Source organism: Acinetobacter sp. YH12151 (genome assembly GCF_013418355.1).
In the GTDB taxonomy this organism is placed as follows: Bacteria; Pseudomonadota; Gammaproteobacteria; order Pseudomonadales; family Moraxellaceae; genus Acinetobacter; species Acinetobacter pseudolwoffii.
Genome location: NZ_VPCG01000009.1, coordinates 56,814 through 71,386 on the forward strand (window position 1 = coordinate 56,814; position 14,573 = coordinate 71,386).

Below are 14,573 nucleotides of genomic sequence, written 5' to 3' on the forward strand. Positions count from 1 at the left end.
TATGGCTTATGCCACGGTGAAGTAAAAATAAATCAAAATACAAAGAGCCGCCCACAGGCCAGCAATGATGTCATCCAGCATGATGCCAAAACCGCCGTCGACCTGACGGTCAATGACCCGAATCGGCCACGGTTTCCAGATATCAAATAATCTGAATAGCGCAAAACCGACCAACAGCCAGAGCCAGTTCATCTGGCCGAGATAGATCAGGGGTAAAAATGTGATGGATTGTCCGGCGAATTCATCCCAGACAATACGGCCATCATCATGAACGCCCATGACCTTGGCAGTATGCCCGCAGATATATATGCCAATCAGGGACATGATGGCAATGGCAAAAAGACTGTTTAGAAAATCAAGATGCAGCCAAATCGGGATAAATAAAAGTGCAAAAGCCGAACCAAAGGTCCCTGGTGCTTTAGGCATCAGTCCTGAGCCGAAGCCAACGCCACTAAACACAATCAGTCGGTCGGTCCATGACATGGCTTTAAAATTGATCGCAGGTTTATGCAAAATGTTGATACCCATTAAATTGAAGCAAATGATCTACGCCATCTTTTTCAAAAGTTAAGCCGTGCTGCTGCTGAATTGTGCCGACTATACTAATCGAAACATCAAGTTGTTTTTGCAATAATTTTTCGTAATTTTGCGGGCTTATTGTAAAACATAATTCATAATCGTCGCCACCGGCCAGTGCATATTGCCATTTTTGTGCTTCACTTAAAGCTTGCAGGGCAGGATTGATCGGTAAGTGTTCCAGTTGTAGCTTGGCACCGACTTGCGAGGCTTTGAGAATATGTCCAAGATCTTGGGCCAAACCATCCGAGACATCAATCATGCTATGTGCCAGACCTTTTAAGGAGGCACCGAGCTGACAACGTGGCGTCGGATAGTCCAGACGTTTCTGTAGCGGATGACCTAAATGATTTAAGGCAAAAGCAGCATCGCCGACAGTTCCACTGACACAGATCAGATCACCTGGTTTTGCACCTGAGCGTGGCACCGCTTGGCCAATATCGACCCAGCCTAAGGCTGTCACAGATAAAGTGAGATGCGGACTTTGGGTGGTATCACCCCCGATTAAACTCACGCCAAATTGATCGCAGCAATCGTATAAACCCTGACTAAAGCCTTTGAGCCAGTCATGATCAATTTGGGGTAGGCTCAATGCCAGAAGAATACTATGCGGTTTTGCACCCATCGCGGCAATATCGGAAAGATTAACAGCAACCGATTTCCAGCCAATGGCATGCGGATTTGTATCGAGAGGGAAGTGTCGTCCAGCAACCAGTGTATCGGCACAGATGACCAGTTGTTGCTGAGGCGGAGGGGTGAGCAAGGCTGAATCGTCACCGACGCCTAAATCGACAGAATGGGTATTCTTGCGATTGAAATAGGTGTCGATAATCGAAAATTCAGCCATACAACAATTCGACTTTAATTAGTTGGCTTGTTGCTTTTCTGCTGCACGTAAAGTTGTCGCTAAACGATCCAATACACCGTTGATGTATTTGTGGCTGTCGGCACCGCCAAAATGTTTAGCCAACTCGATCGCTTCGTCTAGAACCACGCGATATGGAATCTCAAGATGTTCTTTGAGTTCATACGCGCCTAGACGCAAGGTTGCGAGTTCAACACCATCCAGTGCTGAAAGTTCACGATCGAGTACCGGAATTAAGAGCGCATCCAATGCTTCATGATTGGCAACCACTTGAGTCAACAATTCATGATAATAGCTCAGATCCACTTTATGCATGGCATTTTCCACACGCGTACGTGCTTCAATCTCATGCACCGGATTGTGGCTCATTTGCCATTCATAAATTCCTTGTACAGCAAAGCGACGTGCTTTACGTTTTGCTGCATAAGTTGCTTGAAGTGTTTGCGACATAGCGTTAAATAACCTTTAACAAGTTAACCATTTCAATCGCAGTCAGGGCAGCTTCGCTACCTTTATTGCCTGCTTTTGTTCCAGAGCGTTCAATCGCTTGTTCAATACTGTCCGTAGTGAGTACACCGTTAATGACAGGTAAGCCAGTGTCCAGGCCAACCACGCCTAAACCTTTGGCACATTCGCCTGCAACGAAATCGAAGTGAGGCGTGCTACCACGAATCACGGCGCCAAGCGCGATGATGGCATCGAAACGATCTGAAGCTGCCAGTTTTTTCGCAACTACAGGAAGTTCCCAGGCACCAGGGGCATGAACAACAGTGATATTATCCTCTGATACACCATGACGTTTCAATGTATCAATGGCACCTTCTAACAGATGTTCAACCACAAAGCTGTTAAAACGACCAACTAAAATCGCATAACGGTCTTCGTTCGCGAGATGTAACATACCTTCAATACGGCGAACTGCCATAGCAACCTCGATGATTTCTTAAGATGTTTGTTGTGCGGTGATGTATTCCACCACTTCTAAGTTAAAGCCTGATAGTGCATTGAAGCGCAATGGAGAGCTGAGCAGCTTCATTTTTTCAACGCCTAGATCACGCAAAATTTGTGCACCGACACCAATGGTCTGATACTGCTGAGACAGTGCAGAATTTGATTTTACATTTTTTGGTGCATTTAAGGTATCTAAAGCCGGACCCAAATCCTGTAAATGACGTTGCCCAATCCAGACCAGTACACCACGATCACTATTGGAAATTTCTTTTAGTGCACGGTCTAAATTCCAGGCCGGTTCGCCGTCCTGTTTTTTCAGTTTGAGCAAATCACGGGTCGGATTAAAACCATGTACACGAACGGTGGTCACGCCTTGTTTAGGCTCGCCTTTGACCAGGGCCAAATGAATATCCGGGTTGCCCAGTTCACGATAACGATATAAATCAAATGTGCCGTATTCAGTGTCGAGTTTTTGATGATCGAGACGCTCAACAGTTTGCTCATTGGTCATGCGGTAATGAATCAGGTCGGCAATGGTGCCAATTTTCAAACCATGCTTTTCAGCAAAAACTTCAAGATCCGGACGGCGCGCCATCGTGCCATCTTCATTGATGATTTCACAAATCACCGAAGCCGGTTCCAGTCCTGCTAAACGAGAAAGATCACAACCTGCCTCGGTATGCCCGGCACGGTGCAATACGCCACCCGGCTGCGCCATCAGCGGGAAGATGTGTCCTGGCTGTACAATATCTGCCGGTTTGGCATGAGCAGCCACCGCAGTTTGAATCGTGTGCGCACGTTCAGCCGGTGAGATCCCGGTAGAAATACCTTTGGCTGCTTCAATTGACAGGGTAAAATTGGTTCCATGCTGGGCACCGTTTGCATCGACCATCAAAGGCAGATTCAACTGCTGGCAACGCTCTTTGCTTAAAGTCAGGCAGACCAGACCACGTGCATGGGTGATCATGAAGTTGATGTCTTCAGGACGTACGTGCGTGGCAGCAATCACTAAGTCGCCTTCATTTTCACGATCTTCATCATCCATCAGGATGACCATTTTTCCTGCACGGATATCTGCTACAAGCTCTTCAACAGTATTGAGCGGCATCAACCTTCACCTTCTTTTTTGATCTTGATCAGACCGAATCATGACATTATTGGGTACATAGTCTAACGCTTTTTAAGCAATTTTGCCTATGCTTATTAGTTTCCCTATAGTGGTTCAATGTTATACACAGTCTTGGGAATCATGAAAAGCCGACTTTAAATGAAAGCCAGGGCTTTATGCAGGTTTTTTGAACAGTTAAAATGCATAAAAAATGAAAAACTTAGGCAAAGTCCTTCTAAGTTAAAGTATTAATTTGTTTTTTATACAGTTTTATTCCTGTTTTTGTGATTTTCAGATTTTTATTTTGCTGGTCAACGATCAAGAGCAGAAAAATTTACCAGATATTAAAAAACTTGAATAAAACAAAAAAAGCGAACCGCAGTTCGCTTTTGAGAAAATTCATACTTAGAAGAAACCAGCCGGTTTGGTTGAATAACTCACCAGCAGGTTTTTGGTCTGTTGATAATGATCCAGCATCATTCTGTGATTCTCACGGCCAATCCCTGATTTTTTATAGCCACCGAAAGCCGCATGTGCAGGATAAATATGATAACAGTTGGTCCAGACCCGACCCGCTTGAATCGCGCGTCCTGCACGGTAAGAGGTGTGTGCTGAACGTGACCACACACCTGCTCCTAAACCATAAATAGTGTCATTGGCGATTTTAATGGCATCATCAAAGTCCTTAAATGTCGCCACCGCCAGCACCGGCCCGAAGATTTCATCCTGAAAGGTTTTCATGTCATTGGTGCCTTTGAAAATGGTCGGTTCAATATAAAAACCTTGTCCCACTTCCTGACGTGCTTCACCGCCGGTCAGAATTTGTGCACCCTCTTCGCGGCCAGTAGCAATACAGCCTAAGATTTTATCCTGCTGTTCCTGCGAAGCTTGTGCGCCAATCATGGTGTCGGTGTCGAGTGGATGGCCGGTTTTAATGCGTTGCACCCGTTCTACCGCACGCGCCAGAAACTCATCGGCAATACTTTCCTGCACCAAGGCACGAGAAGGACAGGTACAGATTTCACCCTGATTCAGAGCAAACATGGCAAAGCCTTCCAGTGCCTTGTCCAGATAATCATCTTCCTGATCCATAATGTCGGCAAAGAACAGGTTCGGTGACTTTCCGCCAAGTTCCAGTGTTACCGGAATAATATTCTCGGTGGCGTATTGCATGATTTGCTGACCGACTGCGGTTGAACCGGTAAAGGCAATCTTGGCAATGCGCGGATTGGTCGCGAGTGGACGACCGACTTCGATACCATAACCATTGACAATATTCAGTACACCCGGCGGCAAAATGTCCTGAATCAGTTCAGCTAAAACTAAAATGCTGACCGGGGTTTGTTCCGCAGGTTTCAGCACGATACAGTTGCCTGCTGCCAAGGCAGGTGCGAGTTTCCAGGCCGCCATCAGGATCGGGAAGTTCCACGGAATGATCTGACCCACCACACCCAATGGTTCATGGAAATGGTAGGCAATGGTATCTTCATCAATCTCGGAAATGCCGCCTTCCTGAGCGCGGATACAGCCGGCAAAATAACGGAAATGATCAATACATAGCGGAATATCGGCCGCTAAGGTTTCACGGATCGGCTTGCCGTTGTCCCAGGTTTCTGCCACCGCCAGCAGTTCCAGATTTTGTTCCAGACGATCTGCAATTTTTAGCAGGATATTGGAACGGGTGGTGGCTGAGGATGTATTCCACTGTGCTTTGGCCTTGTGCGCTGCATCTAGGGCCAATTCGATGTCTTCTACAGAAGAGCGCGGCACTTTGGTAAAGACTTTGCCATCTACCGGAGAGATATTGTCAAAGTATTCGCCTTTAACTGGAGCGACCCATTCGCCGCCAATGAAGTTGTCGTATTGGGCTTTAAATTGAATTTTTGCACCGTCAGTATTGGGGTCTGCATAACGCATAATCTATTCCTTTATATGATTGTTATTGGTACACGCTGACCCTATTTTCTCAATTGAAAATGCTACAGTTTCAGCAGTCAGCTCTACTATAAAGAGGGAAAAAGACAGGTGGTGCTTTGATTACACGCTTGCTACAAAAGACAACATTTGGAATATGAAGTATAGGGATTAAATTTTATATTTAATCGAAGCTTATCCTAAGAAATAAGCATTTAACTGGCGCTTAAAAAATCGAAGGATTCATGTATTTCTGATGGTTGCGGATTACATTCAAGAGGGCCATTTTATTCAATCAAAACACTTAACAGAAAACAGGAGCCTAAAATCATCTTTCCTGTTTGCCGGCATTATAGTCCTTTGCTGTTGAGCCATTGAAACAGCTGCTGATAAACCTGTTCACGTACAGATTTGTCTGAAAGCACCAGATCGTGTAAACCATTCTGAATGCTTTGAACCGTGACATCAGCTTTAATTTTTTTGGCATATTTCTGAATGTCTTTAACTCCCAAAATCACATCACTAGTTTGCGCTGCCTTGCCCCATTTTTTGGGATATAAAGTCTGATGCGAATGCATGACCAGAACCGGAATATCGAGTTCGATGCCGCGATGAATTTCTTTTTGTGCTTCATAGATGGCACGAATAAAACTGATCCGTACCCTTGGGTAGCGGGTCTTTTTCCAGTCCAGACTGAAGTCCCATTCACCTTTTAAATCCTTGTGCAGACTGGTGGCATACCATTTATTTAACTCACTCGGAAATCTAAGGTCGGGAAAAATTTTCGCCAGTTTGCTTAACTGCGGGATGCCGAGCGCACGTTTTATCGGATTCATATTAAAGTTATAAAATGGACTGTTGACCCAGAGTGCTTTGATTAACCGATGATTAGGGTGATGTGCCGCGAACAATGTCGTGATGAGGCCGCCGGTAGAATGACCACAGAGCAGGGCAGTATCATGGCCCTCGCTTGCGATAATATCCAGTGCCTGGCTAATTTCTGCATCATATTCAGACAGCTCATGCACATTATAATAGTTCTGATGCGGCAGAATCGAACGGCCATATTTTCTTAAATCCAGCGCATAAAAATCAAAACCTTGCTGATTAAAGCGTTCCGCCATTTCAGTCTGGAAGAAATAATCAATAAATCCGTGAATATACAAAACTGCTTTAGGAGTAGGCTGCGCTGCTTTTTTACGTATCAGGGTTGCTACAACTTTGCCCTCATAGTCATCTGGAAAGCTCAAGGTGGCTTGCTCATAGCCGATGCCTAAAATATCAGCTTGATAAAGGGGCTGGAATTCACTCATTTTTATACTCATTTATATTATTGAATTTATACTTTATCCTTGATGAGCTTTGACTTTTTGTCAAATCAATCTTCTGCCTTAGCAGTATGAAAAAGATCAACACTATATAAATAGGCCATAACCCATTTTAAATCAGTGAGATTTTAAAATAGAACAAGCATTTTTGATGGATAAAAGAAATTTATTACAAAATTAACCAAAATCTCTCCTATCACGCTACGTTATCAGATTATAAAATCCTGCTAAAAGTATTATCAATTTACTAAATACCCCAAAAGGCTAAAATCAGGATAGGCTATATAAAATAACGATAGTGATGTCATTGTTTTCGGCGAAGTGCCGAGGATTGATTAGAAGAGTTAAATAATGCCCAGAGAAAATTTGAACAGTAAACGCCCTTTATATATTCCTTATGCCGGAAATACCTTATTAGAACTCCCGTTACTCAATAAAGGTTCTGCATTTACTGAAGAAGAGCGTAGAAGCTTTAATTTGCATGGTTTAATTCCTCATGTGACCGAGACCATCGAGGAACAGAGTCAGCGCTCTTATCAGCAATATTGTGCTTTTAATAGTGATATCAACAAGCATATTTATTTGCGTAATATCCAGGATACCAATGAAACCCTGTTTTATCACCTGATTGAAAATCACCTTAGCGAGATGATGCCGATTATTTATACCCCGACTGTAGGGGAGGCATGTCAGCGCTTTTCTGATATTTATCGCCGTCATCGCGGGATCTTTATTTCCTATCCGGATCGCGATCAGATCGAGCAGATTATTCACAATATTAATAAAAAGAACGTGAAAGTGATTGTGATTACCGATGGCGAACGCATTTTGGGTTTAGGCGATCAGGGGATTGGCGGAATGGGGATTCCGATTGGTAAATTGGCGCTCTATACTGCCTGTGGTGGAATCAGCCCGGCGTATACCTTACCGATCACTCTCGATGTCGGCACCAATAATCAGCAATTGCTGAATGATCCAATTTATATGGGCTGGCGTGAACCGCGGATCAGCGGCGATGAATACTATGCTTTTGTCGAAATGGTAATTCTGGCCATTCAGCAGCGCTGGCCGGATGCATTGATTCAGTTTGAAGACTTTGCGCAGAAAAATGCCATGCCTTTGCTGGAAAAATACCGTGATCGCATTTGCTGTTTTAATGATGATATTCAGGGAACCGCTGCGGTTTCGGTCGGAAGTTTAATTGCCGCTTCACGTGCAGCAGGCAAGCAGTTGAAAGATCAGGTGGTGGCATTTCTGGGGGCCGGTTCAGCTGGTTGCGGGATTGCGGAACAGATCATTAAACAAATGATTGCGGAAGGCTTGAGCGATAGCGAAGCACGTGCACGGATATTTATGGTTGACCGCTTTGGTCTGATCACTGAAAATCAGCCAAATTTACTGAATTTTCAGCGTAAATTGGCACAGCCTCTTGAACATGTAGAAAGCTGGGCAGATGCTGAAGCCATGATTTCATTAACAGATGTCGTGAAGCATGCTAAGCCAACAGTACTGATTGGGGTTTCGGGGCAACCGGGATTATTCACGCAGGAAGTGGTTGAAGCTATGGCTGAGAATAGCGTGCAGCCAATTATTTTCCCTTTATCCAATCCGACTTCACAGGTAGAAGCAGTACCGGCAGATATTTTGCAATGGACTAAGGGTAGAGCGCTGATTGCCACAGGTAGCCCCTTTGCACCGGTGAATTATCAGGAAAAAATCCATCATATTTCACAGTGCAATAATTCTTATATTTTCCCCGGAATTGGGTTGGGGGTGATTGCTTCGGGTGCGAAGCGTGTTACAGATAATATGCTGATGGCTTCTAGTAATGCTCTGGCGGATTGTTCGCCTAAGTTGCAAGACCCACAAGCGGATTTATTGCCAAGTCTCGATCATTTGCAGTCTATTTCAAAGCAGATTGCATTAAAGGTAGCCCTTGCTGCCATTGAGGATGGGGTGGCGCCTAAAGTAAGTATTGAGGACTTGCAGTTAGCGATTGAGCATAATTTCTGGACACCGCAATATCGTGATTATCAGCGGGTCACTTTCTAATTTTAAATGAAGACAAACTCTGACTAAGCACTCGTTTTGGGCTGGTCAGCGTTTATTGGTTAAAATAGACAATGCATAAAAAAAGCCCCGATCTTTCGATCAGGGCTTTTTTGAATCTGGAGCGGGAAAGGAGACTCGAGCTCTCTGATTCCAATCTCGATAAAGTCGCTGAGATTTATTTTATTAAATGATATTAATTTTAAATATATGATTTAATGTAAAATATTTTACTGACTGGTATAATTTGATGATAAGAGAGGAGCCTGGGTCTACGGTTTCTGTTTTGCCTTTTGGCGTAAGACGTACAAATATAAGCTTTCTACTTTTTCACGTGCCCATGGTGTGGTACGCAAGAATCGTAATGATGATTTAACACTTGGGTCTATGCAAAAACATCTAATTTCAATTTTACGACTTAAACCTTCAAAGCCACCGTAGTAATCCAATAATTCATCCAAAATGTCAGCAAGTTTTTTGCCGTGTAAAGGGTCATTGGGGGTGTTCATAATAGATCAATCGTATTTTGGGTGGCCATTATTATAACCTGAGCTAATTGGAAAACTAGAGCGTTTGAATGTAGGTAATGATGGACTGAATAGCCACCAAAATTCTGGAGCACGCCTAGCAATCGGATGAGGCATCATATATATGACTTGGTAATCCCATGTGCTATGTAGGAAAGTTTTTTCTTAATGGGTCACCTTCTTAATGGGAGTAGGTACGAGGAGCGTTCTAAACCTTTACGGATCGCTTCAGCACTGTATTCAAAGGCAATTAATGGTCGACCTGTGATTGCTGTTGAGGAGACCAGTGTACCCCAAAGCCAATATTCACCCCATCAATTATAGTAAGCATTAAGTTTTTTGAGCGTGGATTTATTTCCAGATAAAGTCGTTCTTTACGAAGCCTCTCACATAAAACGCAACAACTTCTTCAGGTTTTTCTGAATCTTAAATCCATAATATTGGGTCTTATGTTCAGATATGGCTATTAAGCCACAAAATAATGGAGTTATAAAATGTGTCGGTTGATCGGTGCAAAGGTGCTTTATTGGATGATTAGATCCTATTAGATTAAAGAAGTCTAATTAGACATTTACAATCTAATGGAATCTAATACAATCTATAGCAATAAAGAATCATTGCTGAGTAATTAAAATGAGTAGCATCTCCAATGACCCTTGGCATTTTCCACGTACAGAACTAGCTAAACAAATTTTAGGCATGTTTGAGACTGGACTAGCTAGTTCTCTGACTTTTTTTGCCCCACGCCGGATGGGAAAAACTGAATTTTTACGAAAAGATATTACGCCCTTAGCAGAACAGCTTGGATGGCGCGTTTTTTATTTCAGTTTTTTAGATGCAGGCCTGCATAGTGAAGGACAGTTTGTAAAAGCTCTTGATGAGTTTTCACAGCAAAATGGCTTGATTGGTAAAGCCAATCATTGGATTAAAAATATTGGCTCTTTAAGTACAGAGGTGGCAGGTGTAAAAGCCGAAGTGACTCTTGCACAAGGGCAAGTGAATTCCAGTATTTTATCTAGTATTACAAAACTGGCTCAGCAGGGTAAACCTATTTTATTGCTACTTGATGAGATTCAGGCTTTAGCTAGTTCAAAATATAAAACAACTATTGCCAGTTTGCGTACTGCTTTAGATATGCATAAAGAAACGATAAAGGTAATTTTTACTGGTTCAAGTCGAGAGGGCTTGAGACAAATGTTTTCTGTGAGTAGTGCTCCATTTTTTCATTATGGGCAGAATTTACCTTTTCCAAATCTAACAAAAGCATTTACAGATCATCTGGCAGATGTATTTAATCAAACAACAGGACGTAGTTTGGATAAAGAAATTTTATGGTGTGCTTTTTTAGATATGAAGCAAAGTCCTCAACTGGTGAGGTCATTGGTTGAGCGTTTAGCATTAAACCCAATGCTGGCTATAGATTTTGCAAAGGAACAGCTTATAGCCGATACAATGGGGCACCGTGACTTTTCAGGATTATGGGGAGAGTTTAAGTTATTAGAACAGCTGCTCTTAAAAGCCATAGCTGAATCACAAGTTGAACTTTATAGTATTCAATTTAGACAGCATCTTGCTGACTCCATCGGTGTAGACAGCATTGCAGTATCAAGTATTCAATCTGCCCTACGTTCTTTATCAAAAAAACAAATTATTTTTAAACCAGAAAATGGTACTTATGAAATCGAGGATGCTCTTTTTAAAGAATGGATTATGGATGAAGCATAAATTTTTTAATAATGGTCAGTACCCGGTAAAATACCTCGTTAAGAGGATTCATGATTCCTCATCTCCGAGAAGACCCTTCCATGGGTTGGTCATTAAGTCATCCTGATCTTCGATCGTGATTTTAATTTCATCATTCAATAATTGTCTGATTAAATGAACTTTATCATCTGGAATGAGCATCAGTTGAGCATTTAATCCTGCCGCGATAATTTCTAAGGTCTCTAATCGTGGATTGCCCTGACTTTCCAGTTTTTGGTACTGCTGTCTTGAAATGCCTGTACGGGATTGCATATTAACTTGCTTTAAGCCCAATAGGGTTCGTCTTTTTTTGATTTGCTGAAGTAAAGATTCATTTATTGTAGACACATTTATTTCTTTTAGGTTCTATAAGAAATATATTAGTTTCTTTTTTAAAGCAATTTATCATTTCGATCTGTAAAACAGCCCTAGCTACGTAGTGATCTGAAATCACTCTGAAAATACGCGGTTCAATTTAACTTATCTCCTTACGGAATTGGCAGAAAGATTGTCGATGCCGGATCTGAACTGTCGACAACTCTCTGGCAAAAATTCCTGGCAGCCCTGCATTTAACTGCCTAGCACAATCCGATAATAAATAATAACAAACCCGCCGCGCAGTTGGCATACAGTAAGTAAAGAAGTGGTGGACTGTGATCATAAAAATAACATCTCAAGCCGGAGGTAAACTAGATGGCCAAGTATAGTGATATCAATAGTTTTAATACCTTAGAAACATTGACCGTCGGTTCAGAACACTATCAGATTTTCAACCTGTCCAAATTGCAAGCGCAATTGGGCGACCTGTCCCGGCTGCCAAAATCTTTAAAAGTCTTGCTGGAAAATTTACTACGTTTTGAAGATCAGCTCACGGTGAAAACCGAGCATATTCATGCGCTGGCAGGGTGGTTAAACAACCAAACCTCAGAACAGGAAATCCAGTATCGTCCGGCACGGGTGCTGATGCAGGATTTTACCGGTGTTCCCGCAGTGGTTGATCTTGCCGCGATGCGTGCAGCGGTGGCCAAAGCCGGTGGTGACCCGGAAAAAATTAATCCGTTGTCACCGGTGGATTTAGTCATCGATCACTCGGTGATGGTCGATTACTTTGCCAGCCCGCAAGCTTTTGAGCAGAATGTCGCAATTGAGATGCAACGCAATGGTGAGCGCTACCAGTTTCTGCGCTGGGGGCAGGCGGCACTTAATGAGTTTCGCGTGGTGCCGCCAGGAACCGGGATTTGCCACCAGGTCAATCTGGAATATCTGGCACAAGTGGTCTGGAGCAATGAGGTTGATGGGCAGCGCTTTGCCTTTCCTGATACCTTGGTCGGTACTGACTCACATACGACCATGATCAATGGCTTAGGCGTGTTAGGTTGGGGGGTAGGCGGTATCGAAGCGGAAGCGGCCATGCTGGGTCAACCGATCTCCATGCTGATTCCGGAAGTGATCGGCTTTAAGCTCACCGGTAAACTCAAAGAAGGGATTACAGCAACTGATCTGGTGCTGACCATTACCCAGATGCTGCGCCAAAAAGGCGTAGTTGGAAAATTTGTCGAATTTTATGGCGATGGCCTGGCCGATTTACCCTTGGCTGACCGTGCCACTATTGCCAATATGGCACCCGAATATGGTGCTACCTGTGGCTTTTTCCCGGTTGATGAGGTGACGCTTTCCTATTTACGTTTAACTGGACGTCAGCCCGAAAGAATTGCCTTGGTAGAGGCCTATAGCAAGTTGCAAGGATTGTGGTGCAATCCGGGGGATGAACCCGTCTTTACAGATACGCTGGCTTTAGATATGTCGACGGTAGAAGCCAGTCTGGCGGGTCCGAAACGTCCGCAGGATCGTGTGCTATTGTCGCAAGTGCCAAAAACCTTTGCTGCCTTCATGGATCTGACCTTGAAACCGGTCAAAGAAGAAAAAGAGCGTCTGGAAAATGAAGGAGGTGGAGGTACGGCTGTTGAAGCGAAACAGGCCAACCTGCCACATGAAAATGTTTTTTGTATGATTGATGGTGAAAAATATCCGTTGCAGCATGGTGATGTAGTGATTTCAGCCATTACCTCCTGTACCAATACCTCGAATCCCAGTGTCATGTTGGCAGCAGGCCTATTGGCCAAAAAAGCAATCGAAAAAGGTTTGCAGCGAAAACCTTGGGTGAAAAGTTCACTGGCTCCAGGTTCCAAAGTGGTCAGCGATTATCTTGATGCAGCAGGGTTGACGCCTTATTTGAATCAACTGGGTTATAACCTGGTGGGTTATGGTTGCACTACCTGTATTGGTAATTCGGGACCTTTACCTGAAGTGATTGAAGAAGCTGTGCAATGTTTTGATTTGAATGTAGCCTCAGTGCTTTCCGGAAACCGTAACTTTGAAGGACGGGTGCATCCTTTGGTGAAAACCAACTGGCTCGCCTCGCCACCCTTAGTAGTTGCCTATGGTCTGGTCGGGAATATTCGAACTGATCTCACTGCTGAGCCGATAGGTGAAGGTTTTGATGGCCAAGCAGTTTATTTAAAAGATATCTGGCCGACACAAATGGAAATTGATGCTGCACTACAGAACGTGAATACCGAGATGTTCCAGAAAGAATATGCGGAAGTGTTTGAAGGCGATGCCAAGTGGAAAGCGATCCAGATTCCACAAAGTCAAACCTATGCTTGGGATGAACAATCAACCTATATCCGGCATCCTCCCTTTTTTTCAGAAATTGATCAGCCGGTGCGACCAATTCAGCCGATCAAACAGGCACGGATTTTAGCTATATTAGGCGATTCAGTCACGACGGACCATATTTCCCCGGCGGGTAATATCAAAAAAGATAGTCCGGCCGGCCGATATTTGCAGCAACAGGGGGTTGAGGTAAAAGACTTTAACTCTTATGGTTCCCGCCGTGGCAACCATGAAGTGATGATGCGAGGTACCTTTGCCAATATCCGAATCAAAAACGAAATGCTGGGTGGCGAGGAGGGTGGCAATACCCTGCATATTCCAAGTGCAGAAAAACTCTCGATTTATGATGCGGCAATGCGCTATCAGGCAGAACAAACCCCACTCGTAATGATTGCTGGGAAAGAATATGGTACCGGTTCTTCACGTGACTGGGCGGCCAAAGGCACCAACCTGTTGGGGGTGAAAGCGGTGATTGCTGAAAGTTTTGAGCGGATTCACCGTTCCAATCTGGTTGGCATGGGGGTGTTACCTTTACAGTTTGTAGAGGGTCAAAACCGGCAGATCTTGAACCTGACCGGCCATGAAACACTGTCAATTTTAGGCTTGTCTGATGATATTCATCCGCATCAAATGCTGAAAGTAGATGTGCAACATACCGATGGTACGTGTAGCCATTTTCAAGTGTTGTGTCGTATTGATACCTTGAATGAGGTGGAATACTTTAAGGCCGGTGGTATCTTGCACTATGTCTTGCGCAATTTGCTCGCTTCCTAAATTGAATTATGAAAGCCCGATACCTACCACAATGCCGGTCAGTTAAGAATTGAAAAACTAAA

At 43.7% G+C, this 14,573-nt stretch carries 12 protein-coding genes and 1 pseudogene; 3 read left to right on the forward strand and 10 right to left on the reverse strand.

Features of this window, described 5'->3' with window-relative positions:
- Positions 1-6: 6 nt before the first annotated feature.
- From FTU82_RS05185 to FTU82_RS05215, 7 genes are all read right to left on the reverse strand, one after another.
- A complete protein-coding gene (locus FTU82_RS05185) occupies positions 7-528 on the reverse strand; it encodes a phosphatidylglycerophosphatase A (protein ID WP_180072474.1) in 522 nt (173 codons plus the stop codon).
- Positions 506-1,423: a thiamine-phosphate kinase gene (thiL, locus tag FTU82_RS05190; RefSeq protein ID WP_180101109.1), complete on the reverse strand. Its 918-nt coding sequence runs from the start codon at positions 1,421-1,423 to the stop codon at positions 506-508. The genes FTU82_RS05185 and thiL overlap by 23 nt, the downstream gene beginning before the upstream one ends.
- 18 nt (positions 1,424-1,441) lie before the next feature.
- Positions 1,442-1,891: a transcription antitermination factor NusB gene (gene nusB / locus FTU82_RS05195; RefSeq protein ID WP_004728813.1), complete on the reverse strand. Its 450-nt coding sequence runs from the start codon at positions 1,889-1,891 to the stop codon at positions 1,442-1,444.
- A gap of 4 nt (positions 1,892-1,895) precedes the next feature.
- Entirely contained in the window at positions 1,896-2,366 is a 471-nt protein-coding gene (gene ribE, locus FTU82_RS05200) for a 6,7-dimethyl-8-ribityllumazine synthase (protein WP_180101110.1), read from the reverse strand.
- Between the two features lie 18 nt (positions 2,367-2,384).
- Positions 2,385-3,500: a bifunctional 3,4-dihydroxy-2-butanone-4-phosphate synthase/GTP cyclohydrolase II gene (gene ribBA, locus FTU82_RS05205; RefSeq protein ID WP_100329687.1), complete on the reverse strand. Its 1,116-nt coding sequence runs from the start codon at positions 3,498-3,500 to the stop codon at positions 2,385-2,387.
- 405 nt (positions 3,501-3,905) lie between these two features.
- A complete protein-coding gene (locus tag FTU82_RS05210) occupies positions 3,906-5,417 on the reverse strand; it encodes an aldehyde dehydrogenase family protein (protein WP_005094691.1) in 1,512 nt (503 codons plus the stop codon).
- A gap of 347 nt (positions 5,418-5,764) precedes the next feature.
- Positions 5,765-6,727 (reverse strand): alpha/beta hydrolase, encoded by a 963-nt coding sequence (locus tag FTU82_RS05215; RefSeq protein ID WP_100329689.1) that lies wholly within the window; start codon positions 6,725-6,727, stop codon positions 5,765-5,767.
- A gap of 366 nt (positions 6,728-7,093) precedes the next feature.
- Here FTU82_RS05215 and FTU82_RS05220 point away from each other — a divergent pair, with 366 nt between their 5' ends.
- Complete coding sequence (locus FTU82_RS05220; RefSeq protein WP_180101111.1) at positions 7,094-8,794, forward strand: NAD-dependent malic enzyme; 1,701 nt, start codon at positions 7,094-7,096, stop codon at positions 8,792-8,794.
- Positions 8,795-9,063: 269 nt separating this feature from the next.
- On the opposite strand, the gene FTU82_RS05225 is transcribed toward FTU82_RS05220, so the two are convergent.
- Together FTU82_RS05225 and FTU82_RS05230 are read right to left on the reverse strand one after the other, a co-directional pair.
- Complete coding sequence (locus FTU82_RS05225) at positions 9,064-9,300, reverse strand: VF530 family DNA-binding protein (protein ID WP_005173763.1); 237 nt, start codon at positions 9,298-9,300, stop codon at positions 9,064-9,066.
- Between the two features lie 166 nt (positions 9,301-9,466).
- Positions 9,467-9,605 (reverse strand): annotated as a pseudogene (locus FTU82_RS05230) (type II toxin-antitoxin system HipA family toxin); the annotation flags it as partial.
- Between the two features lie 346 nt (positions 9,606-9,951).
- On the opposite strand from FTU82_RS05230, the gene FTU82_RS05235 reads away from it, so the two are divergent.
- Positions 9,952-11,043, forward strand: coding sequence for an ATP-binding protein (locus FTU82_RS05235; RefSeq protein ID WP_074383713.1), 1,092 nt, complete (start codon positions 9,952-9,954; stop codon positions 11,041-11,043).
- 48 nt (positions 11,044-11,091) lie between these two features.
- On the opposite strand, the gene FTU82_RS05240 is transcribed toward FTU82_RS05235, so the two are convergent.
- Positions 11,092-11,400: a helix-turn-helix transcriptional regulator gene (locus FTU82_RS05240; protein ID WP_005173768.1), complete on the reverse strand. Its 309-nt coding sequence runs from the start codon at positions 11,398-11,400 to the stop codon at positions 11,092-11,094.
- 354 nt (positions 11,401-11,754) lie between these two features.
- Between FTU82_RS05240 and acnA the strand changes: the two genes are divergently transcribed.
- On the forward strand, positions 11,755-14,511 hold the full coding sequence (acnA, locus tag FTU82_RS05245) for an aconitate hydratase AcnA (protein WP_180101112.1): 2,757 nt from the start codon (positions 11,755-11,757) through the stop codon (positions 14,509-14,511).
- Positions 14,512-14,573: the final 62 nt, after the last annotated feature.

What these genes read in the sequence shown, in the direction of transcription:
- FTU82_RS05210 (WP_005094691.1), bottom strand. Translation starts at nt 5,417, where the DNA reads ATGCGTTATGCAGACCCCAATACTGACGGTGCAAAAATTCAATTTAAA.
- FTU82_RS05215 (WP_100329689.1), bottom strand. Translation starts at nt 6,727, where the DNA reads ATGAGTGAATTCCAGCCCCTTTATCAAGCTGATATTTTAGGCATCGGC.
- nusB (WP_004728813.1), bottom strand. Translation starts at nt 1,891, where the DNA reads ATGTCGCAAACACTTCAAGCAACTTATGCAGCAAAACGTAAAGCACGT.
- FTU82_RS05185 (WP_180072474.1), bottom strand. Translation starts at nt 528, where the DNA reads ATGGGTATCAACATTTTGCATAAACCTGCGATCAATTTTAAAGCCATG.
- thiL (WP_180101109.1), bottom strand. Translation starts at nt 1,423, where the DNA reads ATGGCTGAATTTTCGATTATCGACACCTATTTCAATCGCAAGAATACC.
- FTU82_RS05220 (WP_180101111.1), top strand. Translation starts at nt 7,094, where the DNA reads ATGCCCAGAGAAAATTTGAACAGTAAACGCCCTTTATATATTCCTTAT.
- acnA (WP_180101112.1), top strand. Translation starts at nt 11,755, where the DNA reads ATGGCCAAGTATAGTGATATCAATAGTTTTAATACCTTAGAAACATTG.
- ribE (WP_180101110.1), bottom strand. Translation starts at nt 2,366, where the DNA reads ATGGCAGTTCGCCGTATTGAAGGTATGTTACATCTCGCGAACGAAGAC.
- FTU82_RS05225 (WP_005173763.1), bottom strand. Translation starts at nt 9,300, where the DNA reads ATGAACACCCCCAATGACCCTTTACACGGCAAAAAACTTGCTGACATT.
- ribBA (WP_100329687.1), bottom strand. Translation starts at nt 3,500, where the DNA reads ATGCCGCTCAATACTGTTGAAGAGCTTGTAGCAGATATCCGTGCAGGA.
- FTU82_RS05235 (WP_074383713.1), top strand. Translation starts at nt 9,952, where the DNA reads ATGAGTAGCATCTCCAATGACCCTTGGCATTTTCCACGTACAGAACTA.